This window comes from Klebsiella sp. HC6 (genome assembly GCF_022605325.1).
Taxonomy (GTDB): Bacteria; Pseudomonadota; Gammaproteobacteria; order Enterobacterales; family Enterobacteriaceae; genus Klebsiella; species Klebsiella terrigena.
Genome location: NZ_CP093276.1, coordinates 2820672 through 2839169, shown reverse-complemented (window position 1 = coordinate 2839169; position 18498 = coordinate 2820672). Strand labels below are relative to the sequence as shown.

General features: G+C 60.0%; 21 protein-coding genes. 14 read left to right on the top strand and 7 right to left on the bottom strand.

What is annotated here, in order from left to right; translation table 11 throughout:
* Positions 1-68 precede the first annotated feature (68 nt).
* The 3 genes from MMW58_RS13810 (at position 69) to ydgU (ending at position 2309) form a co-directional block, all read left to right on the top strand.
* Complete coding sequence (locus MMW58_RS13810; protein WP_133599627.1) at positions 69-1556, top strand: carboxypeptidase M32; 1488 nt, start codon at positions 69-71, stop codon at positions 1554-1556.
* A gap of 174 nt (positions 1557-1730) precedes the next feature.
* Positions 1731-2156 carry an acid resistance repetitive basic protein Asr gene (asr, locus tag MMW58_RS13805; protein WP_071844927.1) on the top strand — a complete coding sequence of 142 codons (426 nt, stop codon included), beginning with the start codon at positions 1731-1733 and terminating at the stop codon, positions 2154-2156.
* Positions 2157-2225: 69 nt separating this feature from the next.
* The gene (gene ydgU, locus MMW58_RS30445; protein ID WP_095103248.1) at positions 2226-2309 is read left to right on the top strand and encodes a small membrane protein YdgU; all 84 of its coding nucleotides are present in this window, start codon (positions 2226-2228) and stop codon (positions 2307-2309) included.
* Between the two features lie 11 nt (positions 2310-2320).
* Here ydgU and MMW58_RS13800 read toward each other — a convergent pair whose 3' ends face one another.
* Positions 2321-2575, bottom strand: a complete 255-nt coding sequence (locus MMW58_RS13800; RefSeq protein ID WP_041145758.1) for a hypothetical protein — start codon at positions 2573-2575, stop codon at positions 2321-2323.
* A gap of 53 nt (positions 2576-2628) precedes the next feature.
* Positions 2629-3240, bottom strand: coding sequence for a LysE family translocator (locus MMW58_RS13795; protein WP_241723609.1), 612 nt, complete (start codon positions 3238-3240; stop codon positions 2629-2631).
* Between the two features lie 116 nt (positions 3241-3356).
* Here MMW58_RS13795 and MMW58_RS13790 point away from each other — a divergent pair, with 116 nt between their 5' ends.
* Positions 3357-4274, top strand: coding sequence for a LysR substrate-binding domain-containing protein (locus MMW58_RS13790; RefSeq protein ID WP_241723608.1), 918 nt, complete (start codon positions 3357-3359; stop codon positions 4272-4274).
* Positions 4275-4928: 654 nt separating this feature from the next.
* Positions 4929-5741 carry a trypsin-like serine peptidase gene (locus MMW58_RS13785; protein WP_133599622.1) on the top strand — a complete coding sequence of 271 codons (813 nt, stop codon included), beginning with the start codon at positions 4929-4931 and terminating at the stop codon, positions 5739-5741.
* Positions 5742-5744: 3 nt separating this feature from the next.
* On the opposite strand, the gene MMW58_RS13780 is transcribed toward MMW58_RS13785, so the two are convergent.
* The 4 genes from MMW58_RS13780 to MMW58_RS30440 all read right to left on the bottom strand — a co-directional run bounded on the left by MMW58_RS13780 (position 5745) and on the right by MMW58_RS30440 (position 8972).
* Entirely contained in the window at positions 5745-7901 is a 2157-nt protein-coding gene (locus tag MMW58_RS13780) for a putative bifunctional diguanylate cyclase/phosphodiesterase (RefSeq protein WP_241723607.1), read from the bottom strand.
* A gap of 105 nt (positions 7902-8006) precedes the next feature.
* A complete protein-coding gene (gene mdtI, locus MMW58_RS13775; protein WP_045858422.1) occupies positions 8007-8336 on the bottom strand; it encodes a multidrug/spermidine efflux SMR transporter subunit MdtI in 330 nt (109 codons plus the stop codon).
* A complete protein-coding gene (gene mdtJ / locus MMW58_RS13770; protein ID WP_123708103.1) occupies positions 8323-8685 on the bottom strand; it encodes a multidrug/spermidine efflux SMR transporter subunit MdtJ in 363 nt (120 codons plus the stop codon). The genes mdtI and mdtJ overlap by 14 nt, the downstream gene beginning before the upstream one ends.
* 119 nt (positions 8686-8804) lie before the next feature.
* A complete protein-coding gene (locus MMW58_RS30440) occupies positions 8805-8972 on the bottom strand; it encodes a protein YdgV (RefSeq protein WP_462442466.1) in 168 nt (55 codons plus the stop codon).
* Between the two features lie 267 nt (positions 8973-9239).
* Between MMW58_RS30440 and MMW58_RS13765 the strand changes: the two genes are divergently transcribed.
* From MMW58_RS13765 to mdcH, 9 genes are all read left to right on the top strand, one after another.
* On the top strand, positions 9240-10274 hold the full coding sequence (locus MMW58_RS13765) for an AI-2E family transporter (RefSeq protein WP_045858426.1): 1035 nt from the start codon (positions 9240-9242) through the stop codon (positions 10272-10274).
* A gap of 216 nt (positions 10275-10490) precedes the next feature.
* Positions 10491-12146, top strand: a complete 1656-nt coding sequence (mdcA, locus tag MMW58_RS13760; RefSeq protein WP_241723606.1) for a malonate decarboxylase subunit alpha — start codon at positions 10491-10493, stop codon at positions 12144-12146.
* The gene (locus tag MMW58_RS13755; RefSeq protein WP_241723605.1) at positions 12146-13006 is read left to right on the top strand and encodes a triphosphoribosyl-dephospho-CoA synthase; all 861 of its coding nucleotides are present in this window, start codon (positions 12146-12148) and stop codon (positions 13004-13006) included. The genes mdcA and MMW58_RS13755 overlap by 1 nt, the downstream gene beginning before the upstream one ends.
* Before the next feature lie 10 nt (positions 13007-13016).
* A complete protein-coding gene (mdcC, locus tag MMW58_RS13750; protein ID WP_133599619.1) occupies positions 13017-13316 on the top strand; it encodes a malonate decarboxylase acyl carrier protein in 300 nt (99 codons plus the stop codon).
* On the top strand, positions 13309-14142 hold the full coding sequence (locus MMW58_RS13745) for a biotin-independent malonate decarboxylase subunit beta (protein WP_241723604.1): 834 nt from the start codon (positions 13309-13311) through the stop codon (positions 14140-14142). Before mdcC ends, MMW58_RS13745 begins: the two co-directional genes overlap by 8 nt.
* Positions 14142-14942, top strand: a complete 801-nt coding sequence (gene mdcE, locus MMW58_RS13740; protein WP_133599988.1) for a biotin-independent malonate decarboxylase subunit gamma — start codon at positions 14142-14144, stop codon at positions 14940-14942. Before MMW58_RS13745 ends, mdcE begins: the two co-directional genes overlap by 1 nt.
* A 139-nt stretch (positions 14943-15081) precedes the next feature.
* Entirely contained in the window at positions 15082-16041 is a 960-nt protein-coding gene (locus MMW58_RS13735; RefSeq protein ID WP_241723603.1) for an AEC family transporter, read from the top strand.
* A 1-nt stretch (position 16042) separates the two neighbouring features.
* Complete coding sequence (locus MMW58_RS13730; protein WP_241723602.1) at positions 16043-16660, top strand: malonate decarboxylase holo-ACP synthase; 618 nt, start codon at positions 16043-16045, stop codon at positions 16658-16660.
* Positions 16660-17562, top strand: coding sequence for a malonate decarboxylase subunit epsilon (mdcH, locus tag MMW58_RS13725; RefSeq protein WP_241723724.1), 903 nt, complete (start codon positions 16660-16662; stop codon positions 17560-17562). The genes MMW58_RS13730 and mdcH overlap by 1 nt, the downstream gene beginning before the upstream one ends.
* Here mdcH and MMW58_RS13720 read toward each other — a convergent pair.
* Positions 17552-18478, bottom strand: a complete 927-nt coding sequence (locus tag MMW58_RS13720; protein ID WP_241723601.1) for a LysR family transcriptional regulator — start codon at positions 18476-18478, stop codon at positions 17552-17554. The two genes, mdcH and MMW58_RS13720, sit on opposite strands and share 11 nt — an antisense overlap.
* Positions 18479-18498: the final 20 nt, after the last annotated feature.

The window sequence follows — 18498 nt, the reverse complement described above, 5'->3', positions numbered from 1 at the left end:
AGGATCAGGATAGTGTAGGGGTCAACAGGCTATGCCTCTCGTTCACTTGCAACAGGTCAGAATTTACTATGGCAGAAAACAAAAACTATCAGCAGCTTACCCATACTTTTCAGCGTCTGTCGCGCTTTTCACATCTGGGCGCCATCGCCGGGTGGGATATGTTCGCCATGATGCCGCCGGGCGGCAGCGCGGCGCGCGGCGCTGCGCTGGCGGAGCTGGGCGTGCTGCAGCACCAAATCCTGACCGATAAGAGCGTGGCTCAGGCGCTGCAGAACGCCCTGCAGGAAGATCTTAACGACGTTGAGCAGGCCAACCTGCGCGAAATGACCCGCCAGCACGCCCAGGCGGCCCTGCTGCCGGAGAGCCTCGTTGAGGCTAAATCGCTGGCCGGCAGCCGCTGCGAACACGCCTGGCGCAGCCAGCGTCCGGCCAATGACTGGGAAGGCTTCGCCGATAACCTGCGCGAAGTCGTCAGGCTGAGCCGCCAGGAGGCGGCCCTGCGTGCCGAAGCTAAGGGCTGTTCGCCGTACGATGCCCTGCTGGATATTTTTGAACCCGATATGACCAGCGCCCGGCTGGACGTGCTGTTTGCCGACCTCAAATCCTGGCTGCCGTCGCTGCTGGCGAACGTGGTTGAGAAACAGGCCCAGCATCCGCTCATCGCGCCGCAGGGCCCGTTCCCTATCGCCGAACAGCGCGAGCTGGGGCTGGAAGCGATGCGCGTGCTGGGCTTTGACTTCAACGCCGGGCGTCTGGACATCAGCGCCCATCCGTTCTGCGGCGGCGTGCCGCAGGACGTGCGTATCACCACCCGCTACAACGAAGACGATCTGCTGAGCGCGCTGTTTGGCGTTATCCACGAAACGGGCCACGCCCGCTATGAGCAGAATTTGCCGCGCACCTGGATCGATCAGCCGGTCGCCCTCGCCCGCTCGACGGCGATCCATGAATCACAAAGCCTGTTTTTCGAAATGCAGCTGGGCCGCAGCGACGCGTTTTTAAACCGCCTGCTGCCTGCCGTGCGCCAGCGCTTCGGCGAGCAGCCGGCGTTCAGCAGCGAGAACTTCGTTGCCTGGAATCAGCGCGTTAAGCCCGGGTTTATTCGCGTGGACGCCGATGAGGTCAGCTATCCGGCGCACGTTATTCTGCGCTATGAGATTGAGCGGGCGCTGATCGATGGCGACATTGAGGTTGACGATATCCCGGCGCTGTGGGATGAAAAAATGCAGAGCTGGCTGGGACTCTCCACCACCGGTAACTATCGCAACGGCTGTATGCAGGATATTCACTGGACCGACGGCGGCTTTGGCTACTTCCCTTCCTATACCCTGGGGGCGATGTACGCGGCGCAGCTGATGGCGGCCGCCAGACGCGCCTTGCCGCAGCTCGAGAGCCAGATTGCCAGCGGCGACTTCTCCAGCCTGTTCGACTGGCTGCAGCAGAACATCTGGCAGCACGGCAGCCGCTTCACCACTTCCCAGCTGATTCACAACGCCACCGGGGAAGATTTGAACAGCGACTACTTCCGCCAGCATCTGACCTCCCGCTATCTGTAAAACTTCGCGCCGGGCAACGTCCCGGCGCATTATTTCTGCATGATGAACCGCGTCGTACATTCGGTTACACGCCGATACCAAACACTCACGGAAAGCTCGAAAAGAGAAGCATATAGTTCTTTCACCGGCCCCGCAGTGGGGTTGAATGAAAAAAACCTTTTCGAGGATATCAGAATGAAAAAAGTATTAGCTCTGGTCGTTGCCGCTGCTATGGGTCTGTCTTCTGCTGCTTTCGCTGCTGATGCGGTAAGCACCACTCAGGCTCCGGCTGCTGCAACTCACAGCACCACTGCCAAGACCACTCATCACAAAAAACACCATAAAGCCGCCGCTAAACCGGCCGCAGAGCAGAAAGCTCAGGCTGCGAAAAAACACAAAAAAGCAGAAGCTAAACCGGCTGCCGCTCAGAAAGCCCAGGCCGCTAAAAAGCACCACAAAGCCGCTGCTAAACCTGCCGTAGCCCAGAAAGCTCAGGCTGCTAAAAAACACCACAAAGCCGCTGCTAAACCTGCCGTAGCTCAGAAAGCTCAGGCTGCTAAAAAACACCACAAAGCTAAACACCACGCTGCGGCTAAACCTGCTGCACAGCCGGCTGCATAATTCATCCGGTTAGTCTGGTATCGTAATAAATCGGCGCTGCTTCAGCGCCGTTTTTTTCTGGAGGATACTATGCTGCGGCGCTACCGTTTCGAGCTCATTCTGATCCTGCTGATTATCTGTGCGCTGGTTGCGACCCGCTTTTTTCTCTACTAGCGCGGCAGCGCTTAATCATCCCCTTCGATCGGATAACCCGCCTGACGTATCGCATTTCGACAATCGCTGACCCCTGCCGCATAGCCCGCTTCAATCTCACAGACCGGACTCGCACAGCACACCGGCAGCCTCACCGGCGTTGCCAGCTGCCGCTCCAGCTGCGTAATTCTCTCCCGGGCAGCCAGAAGCTCGGCGGCGAAAAGCGCGGGCGCAATATCGTCTCTTTCACCGTTTGCCGCCGCGCGCAGCGCGTCATTCTCGATCATCGTTCACTCTCCTCACCGGTAGCCCCCTTCAACCATAGCCTCTTTACGCGGACCTAGGCCCGACTACCGATTAATTGCCAGAGATTGTAGCCAAGGCCGTAGAGGGCGAGGACCAGCAGGAAAGCGGCCGAAATCTTCGTTAACAGCCGGGTGTGCGCCGGCGTCAGCCAGCGATGAATGGCGAGAATATAAAATGAGAGTACGCTGAGGTCGATAACCACCCACAGCGCGGTCAGGATCCCAAGGCTCGTGCCGCTATCGGCGGTGATATGGATAAACTGCGGAAAAAACGCGACAAAAAACAGAATATCTTTGGGATTACCCAGGGCGGTGATAAATCCCGCCGTCAGCCCGCCGCGCCGGGCCGCCGGGCGAGCCGCTGAGGTTTCGCGCAGCATTCCTACCGCCAGAAAGGCAACGTACAGCGATCCGCCGAACGCCACCAGCGTCAGCGCCTGCGGGTCGAGGCGCAGCGCGCCGGTCAGCGTTGCCGCGGCGACGGCAATCAGCAGCAGCGAGGCCAGATTGCCGCCGATCATCGTCCGTACCGCCCGGGCATAACCCTCCCGCGCCGCGGTCCCGGTCACCAGCAGTACCACCGGCCCCGGGGTTGCAATCAGGGCCACGACCGTCAGACAATATCCCGCCACCAGCATGTAGTTCATGATAATAACTCACTCAATGATTTAGAGTTCTGCATTCTGTTCTTTGATTAACAGGTTGAAAAACGAGAAATGGTGAGTTTGAATGTGAGTATGACTCACAATAGAGATCCATGACGATGTCGACGCCTCCCCTCTACGCCCTGCGCGCGTTTGAAACCGCCGCGCGTCTGGGCTCGTTTAGCCGGGCCGCCGCCGCGCTGCACGTCACCCCCGGCGCCGTCAGCCGGCATATCGCTGCCCTGGAGGCGTGGTTCGAGTGCCGGCTGTTTATTCGTCAGGGGCCAAAGGTGATCATCACCGATGCCGGGCGGCAGCTGGCAAACGCGCTGGAGGAGAGCTTTTCGGCCATCGACAGGGCCTGCCATTCGCTGCGCCGACAGGCGGGAAAGCTACGGCTGAAGGCTCCCTCGACGCTAACCATGCGCTGGCTGCTGGACGTACTGCAGCGCTTTCGCCAGCAGCATCAGCGCCCTGAAATCGAGCTCAGCAGCGTATGGATGGATAAGGACAGCGTTGATTTCGCGCGGGAGCCGTACGACTGCGCGATCCTCCTCGGTGACGGGAACTTTGGCGCGGATAAGCGCCAGACGCTGCTGTTCGCCGAGTGGCTGATCCCGGTCTGCGCGCCGGCAATGACCCCGGCGGCGCGGGAAGATTTAGCCTCCTGCCCGCTGATTCACCCGACCACCGACCGCCGGGACTGGCGGCGCTGGCTGCAGCATAGCGGGCAGCATCCGGCGGTCGATCTCTCCCAGGGGCTGGTTTTCGATAGCCTGGAACAGGGCAATATGGCGGCCATGAGCGGTCACGGCGTTTCGGTGGGCGATCTGCTGCTTAGCCAGCAGGCGCTGCGGGCGGGACTGCTGACGCTGCCGTTTTCGCAGGCCGTCGCTACCGGTGAGGGATACTATCTGGTGTGGTCTGCAAATATGCTCAGCCCGCAGCCGATTGCTCTGCTGCAGGCGTTTTTGCTCGCGCACGTTCCGGGGCCTTTTCCCGACGGGATCCTTCGTCGGGGAAAGGCCCCGCGATGACGTGCAGCGATGTGGTGATGGCTTACAAAACGCTGACCGCCTGCGCCACCAGATACCCCGCAGCGCCCCAGATAAAGACGGACACGACGGAGACATAAACCAACGCACGAATACCTTTTTTCGACATACGTCCTCCCGAGACTGGAGCCAGAAATCACCGATATCATCGCGGGGACAACATCTCTGCTTGCTCAACGGCTGCTATCAATAACAGCCTTTTGAGTGAGAAAATGTTTCGTTTTGCAAGTAAGCACAAATGGTGTAAAAAAGGACGGTTTTTTGTGAAGTTGTCTGTTTTATATAGCATTACTCTAATGATTTTTATTAACAAACGCCGGAAAAACGCATCATGTCCGGTCGCAGATGGCGCCCTCTTTTTGGTACTTTCTGTAACCCGATATCTGTTGCTTCCAGGGCCGGTTTCTGCGGAAATGACAGCAGCAAAAAATGCGCGCTAACTGGTTGAGTTATCGACCTTCTTTGCGTTCAAAGCGGCAACTTTACCGGGGGCTGACGGCGTGCTGATTTAATTAAAATTACTGTTAACTTTCATAAACTTAAATCTCCTGCTACTTTCAATATAGCCAAAATCATCCCCGGCGCACTCGGGTGGCCAGCAGGGTGGTGAGTATAATTATCTCCTCAGAGAGTGATATGCGTAGAGACGTACTGTTATTACTGTGTTCATTTTGCCTGTTTCCTCTGTTTGCACAGGCTGACGATGACGGCATGAGCGCGAAAGATATCAAGACCCTGTTTTTTGGTCATGATGACCGCAAGCCGGTAAGCAACCCCGCCGACGCCCCGTGGGACGCCATCGGCCAGCTGGAAACAGCCAGCGGCAATCTGTGCACCGCCACTCTGATCTCCCCCAACCTGGCGCTGACCGCCGGGCACTGCCTGCTGACGCCGCCGAAGGGTAAGCCGGATAAAGTCGTCGCCCTGCGCTTTATCTCGCGCAAAAACGGCTGGGTTTACGAAATTCACGGCGTCGAGGGTCGCGTGGACCCGTCATTAGGCAGGCGCCTGAAGGCCGACGGCGACGGCTGGATAGTCCCCTCCGCCGCCGCGCCTTCGGACTTTGGCTTAGTCGTGCTGCGCTATGCGCCTTCCGGAATCGACCCGATCCCGCTGTTTCCCGGCAGTAAGGCCGACCTGACCGCCGCGCTAAAGGTCGCCGAGCGCAAGGTGACTCAGTCCGGCTACCCGGAAGATCACCTCGATAATCTGTACAACCATCAGGACTGCATCGTGACCGGCTGGGCCCAGACCTCGGTTCTGTCGCACCAGTGCGATACCCTACCCGGCGATAGCGGTTCCCCGCTGCTGTTAAAAACCGAAACCGGCTGGCAGGTGATTGCCGTCCAGAGCTCGGCGCCGGGGCCGAAGGATCGCTGGCGCGCGGACAATCGGGCCATTTCGGTGACCGGTTTTCGCGACAAGCTGGAGACGCTGGCCGGCGAGTAACCGCTACCCCTGCTGCTGGCGCAGCTGAAGCAAAGAGGCAATCGGCATGGGCTCGCTAAAATAGTAGCCCTGCAGCTTATCGCATCCCGCACGACGCAGCAGCGCCAGCTGCTGCTGATTTTCCACTCCCTCCGCCACCACCGTCATGCCCAGCGCGCCGGCGATGCGCACGGTACCGCGCACCAGCTCCGCCGCCTGCGGATCGGTGTCGACCAGCCCGGCCAGCGATTTATCAATCTTCAGCGTGTCAAAACTGAAGCTGCGCAGATAGCCAATACTGGAGTAGCCGATGCCGAAATCATCCAACGCAACGGCCGCCCCCAGCGCCTTCATGTTTTCAATGGCCGCGCGGGCGCGTTCGGGGTTCTCCATCACGTAGCTCTCGGTGACTTCAACCTGCAGGCGACGGGCCGGGAAATGGCAGCGGGCGAGGACCTGCACCACGCGCGTCTCAAACTCCGGGTCGCGAAACTGCGCCGGCGAGATATTTACCGACAGCATCAGGTCCCCCATCGGCTGCAGGTCGCAGCAGGCGCGATGAAGCACAAACTGGCCGAGCGCGTAAATCAGGCCGCTGCTTTCGGCGACGCTGATAAAGACGTCCGGCGGCAGCGCGCCCTGGGGGCGCCGCGGCCAGCGTATCAGCGCCTCCACACCTTCGATGGTCAGGGTTCCGGCGTTGACTATCGGCTGATACCAGACGTCAAACTCGTCGTTTTCAAGCCCCTGACGGATGCCGTTTTCCAGATTCAGCTGATACTGCCTGGCGTCGCTCAGCGCCTCGTCGTACCAGGTTGTGCGCCCCTTTCCGGTTTTCTTCGAATGATACATGGCGATATCGGCGCGGCGGAAAAGCTCGGTGCTCGAGCACAGGGCCGGCGCTCCGCTGGCGATCCCGAGGCTGGCGCTGATATAGATTTTACGATCGCTCAGGTCAATCGGCGATTTCAGCATTTCCAGCACCGCCCAGGCGAACGCCGACGCCTGGCTTATCGCCTGCTCGCCGCCGACGGTCATGGCAAACTCGTCCCCGCCCATGCGCGCCAGCATCCCCCCGGCGGGCACCCTCTCCTGCAGCTCGCGGGCGACGTGGGTAATCAGCGCATCGCCAACGTCGTGCCCGTAGTTATCGTTAACGTCTTTAAAGCCATCGAGGTCGATAAACACCACGCTCTGCATCTCGTGCTGCGATCGTTCACACACCACGTTGAGGCGCTCAATCAGCGCCCGCCGGTTGGGCAGCCGGCTCAGCCAGTCGGTCATGGCGATGGTGCGTGCCAGCTTTTCTCCGCGCGCCAGCTTATACAGCCCCAGGCAGCTAAAGAGGATGAATAGCAGGATCAGGCTGGCGGCCACCAGCGCGATCAGGCGAATGCTGCCGGATGCCGCCTGAGCCGCCTCCGCTCCCGGCAGCCGCGGCTGCCAGCTGAGGTAGCTAATAATCTCCCCGCCGTTGGTGCGCAGCGCCACGCTATAGTCGCCGCTGGTTTCGGTGGTGTGCAGATGACGAATTTGAAAAGTATCCCCAAGCTTTTGCAGCATATCGGGGTTGATGTGTCGGGTAATCACCAGATAGCGCCGCGTATCGTCGTACACCTGCAGGCGACCCATGGTCGGTCGTATCAGGCCAATAGCGATAAAGGCAATCCCCTCCCGGGTTCGGGTTATCCCGGCGTAGGCGCTGGTTCCGTTGCGCAGCGCCGCGCCGTGCTCGGCGATCATCGACTGCAGCCCGCGGCCAAAAAAGCCGATATCCGTCTCATTAAAGGACTGACTGCGAAACGATCCCCACAGCACCCGGTAGTGCTGATCGAGGACAAAGGTACCGTCGTAGAGGTTATTTATTTTGAAGCCCGAACCCCAGGAATCAAACAGCCATTTGGTATCGAGCGTTGGGGCATAGGTCTGCTTAACGGCGTCGTCCCAGATGGAGTTATCCAGCACCAGCGACATAACGCGGTTCACCGAGGTCTGCACCGCGCCGTTAACCGAAAGCACCGAGCGGTGGTGGTCGATCTCGTTCGCCTTGATGCCAATCAGGTGCTGCGACAGATAAAGCAGGGAAATAACGGAAGCGATCAGGCCTATTCCGGCGAGGAGAATAATGACCGCAAGCGTTTTGGCCGAAGGAAGATGACGCCAACCAGGCAAGTTAACCATTATCTGTCCTCATCGCGGCTGGGGAAAAACGCACCGAATATACTCTTTTTTAAAGAGTAATACAGAGAACAGATTTTGCCGCCTGCGCGGGCAGGCGGCGTTCAATCAGGCCAGTTTTATTAACACCATCCCGATAATCAACAGCATCACGCCGATCCAGCCTTTGCTGTTCAAACGCTGGCCGAACAGGACCCAGCCGGCGGTGATGGTCGCCGCGATACCGAAGCCGCCCCAGAGCGCATAGGCTACCGACAGCTCAATCCCCTTTACCGCCTGCGATAGCGCGCTGAACGCGCCCAGTACGGCGAGCAGTGACAACGCGCCGTAGATCTTGCGGCGAAAGCCGTCAGAAAACTTCAGGAAGACGTTAGCGGCAATCTCCAGCACGATGGCCAGCGCCAGCCAGGCCGCATGGATCCACTCAAACTGTTGCATGGGTCCTCTCTTCTGGCTGCTTCACCGCCTTTTTGGTGCCGGACTTGATGAGAACAATCCCGACCACCAGCGTCGCCAGACCCGCCATTTTGACCACTGAGAGCGTCTCGTCAAACAGCAGGACGCTGAACAGCGTGATCAGCAAAATGCCGATACCTTCCCACAGCGCGTAGGCCACGCCGAGGGCAATTTTTTTAACCGCGAAGGCCAGAAAAATATATGAAAGCGCAATCATTGCCAGCATCAAAATAAAACCGGTGTGGTCACCGCTGACGCTCGCCCATTTCATCGAAAGGGTCCCGGTAATTTCTGCAACGATAGCAAGTGCTAATAAAATCCAATAAAACATGATCCCTTCTCCTGCTTGAGAATATAATCCATTACGGCCTACAGCAAAGGTAAACCGAAAAATTCTGACGTAGATTTAGCCGTGCGCAACGCTGCGCCAGCTCAGGCAGAGAGAGGGATCTAAAGCGCTGAACGCCAGTGCTGTTCGCCAGCAAAGCGTGAGTTTGTGCGGGAAAGCGAAGGGAGATAACAAATATAGATACTGAACTGATTGTCCATAAAATTACAATTATCCGCGGTATTGCTTCTCGTCATTGCGGATGAAAATTGTCCTCGGTAGTTATACACAGCTAATTTGTAGCATAATGCTACATTATACTCAAAGCCTTTGCATTTCTTTACCTCGGCTATTTGATTTAGATTAGCTTTTCCTGATGCCGATCGCCATTATGATGGCGCGTCGTTATTTTAATTTTGTCGCCTGATGATTTTATCGCCGGCGGCAGAGGCGTGGCGAACAAATACTCCACGCTGTACGCGCAAAAAAGTCGTGATTTTTTATCCGCATCTGCGTCTACAATGTGAGGAAAACAGGCTCTATTTTCAGGGATTCGTATGGCCAAACCCATCATCACTCTTAACGGATTAAAGATTGTCATCATGCTGGGCATGCTGGTCATCATCCTTACCGGCATCCGCTTCGCCGCGGATATTATCGTCCCCTTCGTTCTGGCGCTGTTTCTCGCGGTGGTCCTTAACCCTCTGGTGCAGCTGATGGTGCGCTGCCGGGTTCCGCGGGTGCTGGCGATCTCGCTCTTAATCAGCGCGATCGTTATGCTGGCGATCGTCCTGCTGGCCTCGCTGGGCACCTCCCTAAACGAGCTGGCGCGCACCCTGCCGCAGTACCGCGCCTCGCTATCCGAACCGGTGCAGACCATCACCCCGTGGCTGCAGCGGTTCGGCTTTACCGTTTCCGTCGTCGAGCTGAACAAATATATTGACCCCAACGCGGTGATGACGATGGTCACCGGCCTGCTCACCCAGCTCTCTAACGCCATGTCGTCGATCTTCCTGCTGCTGCTGACGGTGGTGTTTATGCTGCTGGAGGTACCGCAGCTGCCGGCCAAGCTGCAGCAGCTGATGACCCGCCCGGTTGAGGGCATGGGCGCAATCCAGCGCGCGCTCGACAGCGTCTCGCACTATCTGGTGCTGAAAACCGCCATTAGCCTGGTCACCGGGCTGGTCGTCTGGGGCATGCTGGTGCTGCTGGAGGTGCGCTTTGCCTTTGTGTGGGGGCTGCTGGCTTTCGCGCTCAACTATATTCCCAATATCGGCTCGGTGCTGGCGGCCATTCCGCCTATTTTACAGGTGCTGGTGTTCGGCGGCCTGTATGACGCGCTGATCGTGCTCGCGGGCTATCTGGTGATCAACCTGGTGTTCGGCAATATCCTCGAACCGCGGATTATGGGGCGCGGGCTCGGGCTCTCAACGCTGGTGGTATTCCTGTCGCTGATTTTTTGGGGCTGGCTGCTGGGGCCGGTGGGGATGCTGCTGTCGGTGCCGCTGACCATCATTGTTAAAATTGCCCTTGAACAGAGCGAGAGCGGACAGAGCATCGCCTTCCTGCTGAGCGACCTCAGCAAGGATTAACCTCCCACTCCCACTCCCACTCCCACTACGGGCCAGCCGGCCCGTAGACCACTACTCCTTTAGCATTATTGATCCTCGTCACATCCTGCGTCCGTCATTCATTACTCTTAAGCTAACAGTCTGTCCGCGGGCTTAATTGATGCCCTGCGCCTCGCGTCGCACACTAACTTCCACACCATGACAGTCAAAACGATTTGTCGAATCAGGAGGTTAATAATGAATGCCGAACAAACGACGGGACGGGTCTGGAACCGCCGCCGGACGGAAAAGCAGCGGCGACTGGCCGCCGCCAACGTCTCCGGTAAGGTTATCCCCAGCGAACAGCTGGTCGACGCGCTGGAGCATCTGCTCGCCCCCGGCGATCGCGTGGTGCTGGAAGGCAATAACCAGAAGCAGGCCGACTTTCTCTCCCGCATGCTGGCGGAGGTAAACCCGCAAAAAGTCCACGACCTGCATATGATCATGCCGAGCGTCGGGCGCAGCGAGCATCTGGACCTTTTTGAAAAGGGCATCGCCCGCAAGCTCGACTTCTCCTTCTCCGGCACCCAGAGCCTGCGCATCTCGCAGCTGCTGGAGGACGGTCTGCTGGAAATCGGCGCCATTCACACCTATATCGAGCTCTACTCCCGCCTGTACGTCGATCTTTCGCCGAACGTCGCGCTGATTGCCGGCTATAAAGCGGATCGCAAAGGCAACCTCTATACCGGGCCGAGTACCGAAGACACCCCGGCGCTGGTTGAGGCCGCAGCCTTCCACGACGGCATCGTCATTGCCCAGGTGAACGAACTGGTCGACGACGAGTGCGATCTGCCGCGCGTGGATATTCCGGGTTCGTGGATCGATTACGTGGTGGTCGCCGATAAGCCGTTCTTTATCGAACCGCTGTTCACCCGCGACCCGCGCCTCATCAAGCAGGAGCATATCCTGATGGCTATGATGGCCATTAAGGGCATCTACGCCGAGCATCAGGTGCAGTCTCTTAACCACGGTATCGGCTTCAACACCGCCGCTATCGAGCTGCTGCTGCCGACCTACGGCGAACGGCTGGGCCTGAAGGGCAAAATCTGTAAGCACTGGACGCTCAACCCGCACCCTACGCTGATCCCGGCCATCGAAAGCGGCTGGGTGGAAAGCGTGTACTGCTTCGGCGGCGAGCTGGGGATGGAGGAGTACATCCGCGCCCGTCCGGACGTGTTCTTCACCGGCGCCGACGGCTCCATGCGCTCCAACCGCGCCTTCTGCCAGCTGGCGGGGCAATATGCGGTCGATATGTTTATCGGCTCAACCCTGCAGGTTGACGGCCTCGCCAACTCGTCCACGGTGACCCGCGGCAGGCTGTCCGGCTTCGGCGGCGCCCCCAATATGGGCCACGACCCGCACGGCCGCCGCCACGCAACCCCGGCCTGGCTGAATATGATCACCGAGCCCGACCCGATGCAGCGCGGTAAAAAGCTGGTGGTGCAGATGGTCGAAACCTTCCAGGCCGGCGTGAAACCCACCTTCGTCGAAAAACTCGACGCTATCGAGGTGGCGAAAGCCTCCGGGATGCCGCTGGCGCCGGTGATGATCTACGGCGATGACGTCACCCACGTACTCACCGAAGAAGGCATTGCTTACCTCTACCGTGCCGAAAACCTGGAAGAGCGGCGGGCGATGGTGGCGGCGGTCGCCGGGATCACCGATATCGGCCTTGGCGTCGACGCGAAGCGCGTTGCCGCGCTGCGCCAGAGCGGCAAGGTGGTTTATCCGGAAGACATCGGCATTCGCCGCAGCGATGCGACCCGCTCCCTGCTGGCCGCCGGCAGCGTAGCCGATCTGGTGGAGTGGTCCGACGGACTCTATAACCCACCGGCAAAATTCCGGAGCTGGTAATGAAACTCCTGTCACAGACTTATGCCGAGGTGCAGGCAGAAGAGCTGGCGTTCATCGCCCGCGACTGTCTGATCGACGAAGCGCGATTAAGCCCGAAGCCGGGTCTGGTGGACAGCCGGGGAAACGGCGCCCATCACGACCTCACCCTGGCGCTGATGGAGCGCTCGGCGCACAGCCTGGCCCCAACGTTTCTGCAGCTGGCCCAGCAAAGCTGGCAGCGCCCCGCCGACATCGCCCTGCGCGAAACCGTCGGCCGCTTAGGGCGCGAAGGCGAACGGCAGATGATGGCCGCCACCCGCGGCGTGAACACCCACCGCGGCGCCATCTGGGCGCTCGGTTTACTGGTCAGCGCCGTGGCAATGCATGGCGGTAACGCAGGCGCACGGCAGATTGCACAATCCGCCGCCCTGCTCGCCCGCCTGCCGGACGGCGCCGCGCCGAAAACCTTCAGCAAAGGGCTGAAAGCCACGCATCAGTACCGGGTGCCTGGTGCACGTGAAGAGGCGCAGCAGGCGTTTCCGCACGTGATGCGGCTCGCGCTGCCGCAGCTGTTACGCAGCCGGGCAATGGGGGCGCACGAGAGCGCAGCCCGCCTTGACGCGCTGATGGCGATCATGACCTCGCTCAGCGATACCTGTGTGCTTTCCCGAGCCGGCATGCCCGGCCTGGAAGCGATGCAGGCAGGCGCCCGCGCGGTACTGAACGCCGGCGGTTGCGCCACGGCACAGGGTCGCGAAGCGCTCGCTGTGCTTGATGCCCAGATGCTCGCCCTTAACGCTTCGCCCGGCGGTGCCGCGGATCTTCTCGCCGCCACGCTGTTTCTTGACAGGGTCAGCCAGCCCGCGTCTTGCTCAATTTAAAGAGGATGTTATGGAACACATTACATTGTCATTTCCTGCCAGCCGCACCGTCAGCGGTAAAGCTCTGGCAGGCGTTGTAGGCTCCGGTGATATGGAAGTACTGTTCACCGCAGCCGCCGGGGAAACCCTCAGCATTGATATCACCACCTCCGTGGACAACAGCACCCGCCGCTGGAATGCGCTGTTCGATCGCCTGAATCTGATCAACGGCCTGCCGGCCGGCAAGCTGATCGTTCACGACTTCGGCGCAACCCCCGGCGTGGCGCGCATTCGTATCGAACAGGTATTTGAAGAGGTGGCTCATGCGTAACGATCGCAGCTTTATCGAATTACGGGCCCGCGAACGTGCCCACGCGCTGCTGGACGAAGGCAGCTACCGCGAATTGCTCGACCCGTTCGAAGGCATTATGTCGCCGTGGCTCGCGCCGCAGGGCGTGGTACCGCAGTCCGACGACGGCATGGTGGTCGCTCGCGGCACCATTAACGGTCAGTCAGCGGTGGTGATTGCCATCGAAGGCACCTTCCAGGGCGGCAGCATGGGCGAAGTCTCCGGGGCCAAAATGGCCGCCGCGCTGGAGCTGGCGGCGGAAGATAACCGCAACGGCATCCCAACCCAGGCGATGCTGTGCCTGGAAACCGGCGGCGTGCGCCTGCAGGAAGCCAACCTTGGCCTCGCAGCCATTGCCGATATCCACGCGGCGATTGTCGATCTGCGTCGCTATACCCCGGTGGTCGGCATTATCACCGGCACCGTCGGCTGCTTCGGCGGGATGTCGATTGCCGCCGCGCTTTGCAGCTACCTGATCGTCACCCGCGAAGCGCGTCTTGGCCTCAACGGCCCGCAGGTTATCGAGCAGGAAGCCGGGATCGAAGAGTATGACTCCCGCGATCGCCCGTTTATCTGGAGCATGACCGGCGGCGAAATCCGCTATGCCAGCGGCCTGGTGGATGCGCTGGTCGGTGACGGCGTCAACGCGGTGAAAACCGCCATGAACGACGCCATCGCCAAAGGCGTTCCGGCACAAAACCGCAGCGACAAATATGCCGACTTCCTGACCCGTCTGAGCAACTTTGACACTCGTCAGCAGGCCGATACCGCGCAGATCAAACAGCTTTTCGCCGGGGAGGTGAAATGATGACTCAGTCCAATAGCCGTGGAGCCCTGTGGCTGGAAAAACTGGCGCCCAATGCGCCGCGCATGACTGGCCTGTGCCCTTCGGTACAGGTCGCCGACGGTGAGCTGAACAATGAGGCCGTACGCTTCATTGCCGTGGTGCCCGATGCCAATAACCACTATCCGCGCGCCGCAAAAGGCGAAGTGGGCCTGCTGGAAGGCTGGACGCTGGCAAAAGTGGTGAATGAAACCATCGATGCCGACGCTAACCGCGACGTGAAGCGCCCGATTGTGGCGGTCATCGACGTCCCAAGCCAGGCCTACGGCCGTCGGGAAGAAGCGTTCGGCATTCACCAGGCGCTGGCCGGTGCCGCAGGTGCCTACGCCAAAGCGCGCCTGGCGGGCCATCCGGTGATCGGTCTTATCGTCGGCAAGGCGATGTCCGGGGCGTTTCTGGCGCACGGTTATCAGGCTAATCGCCTGATTGCCATCAACGATAAAGGCGTACTGGTGCACGCGATGGGCAAAGAGTCCGCCGCCCGCATCACCCTGCGCACCGTCGATGCGCTGGAAAAACTGGCGGCGACCATTCCGCCAATGGCCTATGACGTCAGCAACTACGCCACCCTCGGCCTGCTCTCCGACCTGCTGAACCTCAGCAACCCGGATGCGCCGTCCGATGCCGATCTGGCGCTGGTGGAGCTCACCGTGCAGAAGGCCATTTCCGATGCACGTAAAGACCCAACGCTGAAAAACCGTCTCGGCGCGGAGAACCGCCGCAGCTCTGCCCTGGTTCGCGAACGGATGCGCGCCAGCTGGTAACGGGCAACCTCAGAAGTACGTAAAAAAAGACCTGCCGAAAGCGGCAGCCGTCGGACGCAGCATAGCGCCCACGGCATGCCGCTTTTAGAAAATTATAAACATCGCAAATGTTCTCTATTTTTCTTACTACAGGTGATCTATGACTTATGTAATTGTTCATGCCCTTGCGCCGATTTTTCTCATCATGCTGCTGGGCTTCTGGGCCGGCAAAGCCAAAATGGTCGACAACAAAAACGTGTCGCTGCTCAACATCTTCGTAATGGACTTTGCCCTGCCCGCCGCGCTGTTCAGCGCTACCGTGCAAACCCCGTGGGCCGGCATTGTTGCCCAGTCGCCGCTGATTGTGGTGCTGACCGGCGCGATGTGGATCACCTATGCGGCGATCTACTTCCTGGCCACCGGCGTGTTTAAAAAGTCCCCGCAGGATGCCGCCGTGCTGACCCTCACCGTGGCGCTGCCGAACTATGCCGCGCTTGGTCTGCCGATTCTGGGTAGCGTGCTGGGTGAAAGCTCCGCGACGTCCCTTTCCGTCGCCGTCTCCATCGCCTGTGGTTCGGTGCTGATGACGCCGTTCTGTCTGCTGATTCTGGAGCGTGAAAAAGCCCGTGCCGCCGGTGAAAACAGCGGATCTACGCTGGCAATGCTGCCGGTGCTGATGTGGCGTTCGCTGAAAAAACCGATCGTGATGGGCCCGCTGCTCGGCGTGATCCTCTCGGCGATTGGCATCAAAATGCCGGATCTGCTGCTGGCGGCAATCAAACCGCTCGGCCTCTCGGCCACCGCGGCGGCGCTGTTCCTGACCGGGGTGATTCTGTCTGCCCGTAAGCTGAAGCTGAACGCGATGGTGGGCATTGCGACCATCGCCAAGCTGCTGATCCAGCCGTTTATCGCCTGGGCTATCGTTGTGGTTTTCGGCCTGCACGGCTCCGTGGCGATCACCGCTATCCTGATGATCGCGCTCTCTGCGGGCTTCTTCGGGGTGGTGTTTGGTAACCGCTTTGGCGTGCAGTCGCCGGATGCGGAAGCGGTGCTGCTGTTGAGCTCGGTTCTGTGTATCCTGTCGCTACCGCTGTTCATCACCTTAACTTCAGGCATTTGATATGACATTCACTTCGCGCCCGCACGATTTACTGTGGCTGAAAAGCCGCGACGCCCTGCTCAACGTCGAGGAGGCGTGGGTAGCCAGCCAGTGGCAGCCGGGCCTGCCCGTGGTCGTGCGGCGCGACGTGAATGATAGCGGCGATATTCCGGTGGGCGTGCGCGGCATAAAGCGCGAACAGCGCGCCGCCGGATGGGTTAAGGCCGAGTCCGTTTCCCGCATCGTCACGCCGGAAGCGCTGGTCGAGCGCCAGCGCCTGCTGCACTCGCCGTTTGTTTCCCAGCCGCCCGTTCAGGCGGCTATTTTGCTGACCACCTTTGCGTGGCCGTGGATCTGGGGCATTACCGGCAGTACGGCCTATGCCCTCGCCACCGAAATTCCCGTCCTGCACGCCGACAGCGATCTCGATTTGCTGATTCGCGCCCCGGAACCACTGACCGACGACGAACTGCGGCAGTGGCAGGCGCAGGTGGAAAAGCTGCCGTGCCGCGCCGACACCCAGATTGAAACGCCCTTTGGCGCGTTTGCGCTCAACGAATGGCTGCGCGAAGGACGCGTTCTGCTGAAAACCGCCACCGGACCGCGGCTCACCGCTGCGCCGTGGCACAGGGAGTCATGATGAAAATCCTCTTTACCTTTCCCGGCCAGGGCACCCAGCGTCCGGGAATGCTGCAAAACCTGCCCGACGGCGAGACCGTTCTTGCCGAAGTCCGCGCCGTACTTGGCGATGGAGCCAGCTTGCTCGACACTGCCAACGCGCTGAAGCACACCCGCGCGGTGCAGCTTTGCCTGCTGATTGCCGGCGTGGCATGGGCTAACGAGCTTATTCGCCACGACGTTAAGCCCGACATCGTCAGCGGCCTGTCGATTGGCGCTTACCCTGCGGCGGTAGTGGCCGGCGCGCTGGATTTTCGCGACGCGCTGCGCCTCGTCGCCCTGCGCGGGGATTTAATGGAGCGGGCGTATCCCCACGGCTACAGTATGACGGCGATTGTTGGCCTCACGCTGAATCAGGTTGAAAAGCTGATGGCGGGAAGCAGCACCTTCATTGCCAACCTTAATGCCGAAACGCAGATAGTGATTGCCGGCCGGGATGAGGATATGGCCGAGGTCGCGAGAAAGGCGCTGGCCGCCGGAGCCAGCAAGGCTACCCGGCTTGCGGTAAGCGTACCGTCGCACTGTGCCTTGCTGGATAAACCGGCGGCAGAATTAGCTCAGGCGTTCGAATCCGTGACATTGTCACGCCCATCGCGAGCGTATCTCAGCGGATCAACCGGCCGAGTGCTGTGGGAACCGCAGAAAATCGCCGAAGACTTAGCTTTCAACATGGCGCGCACCGTACAGTGGCAGGATGCGATGGTTTCCGCCAATCAGCGCGACGCGCGGCTGGCGATTGAGATGCCGCCCGGCAGCGTATTGACCGGGCTGACCTACCTCGCAGGCTGGCAGGGCGACGCCATCTGCATGGAGCGAAACAGCGTTGAAGTGGCGCAGCACCTGGCGAAGCGCCTCAGCCGTTGAGGCTGCGGGCGTACATCCGCCCTTCCGCCGCCAGCGCCAGCAGGTCCGCGTCGCGTTCGCGATGGTGGGAATAGACAATCGAGATCAGCTGGCGCATCTGATAGGGTTCCGCCAGCTTTAGCAGCTGCACGTCATTTTCGTAGACCTTTTTCATCCGCCCGGGCAGCAGCGCAAAGCCGACGCCGGCCTGCACCAGGCTTATCATCGAAAAGATATCGTTGACCCGGGTGACGATTTCAGGCTCGAAGGCGGCAACCTGAAAGGCCTCCCTGAAGCCCGCGTAGGTGGCAAATCCTTCGGCAAGCGAAACGAATTTGCGGTCGGCATAGTCGCGAAGGTCGGCGGGTTTCGCGGTATCCAGCCGTTCGGCCGCCGGCGCGGCGAGAAAAATATCGTCTTCAAACAGCGGCACCACGTCAAACGCGCTGTTGCTGAACTCCCCCTCGTTGGTGGCGATGAGGATCGCGTCCAGGGCGTCGTCTTCCAGCATATCCAGCAGCATCTGGTTGGAGCCCATCGTCAGGTCCAGCTCCAGCTGCGGGCGCCGCAGCTTCATCCCCATGATGATCCGCGGGACCGTCTCCAGCGTGAGCGAATAGAGCGTGCCGATCCGCAGCCGTCCCTGGCCGACGCCGGCGACCTTTCGCGTCGCCTCCAGCCCGCGCGTCATCAGCGTGGTAACGTCCTGACAATACTCCAGCAGCGTCCAGGCCGCCGGCAGCGGCAGCAGGTTGCGTCCCTTATGCACAAACAGCGGGCAGCCCACCCCCTCTTCGAGGGTATGCAGGGCCCGGTGGACGCTGACGCCGCTGAGCTGCATCGCTTCGGCGGTTCTGGCGATATTGCCTTTGGCCATAAACATCATAAATACCGCCAGCTTACGGAAGGTAATATCCTGGCTAATGTCGTCTTTCACTGCGCTGCACTCCCTATTTC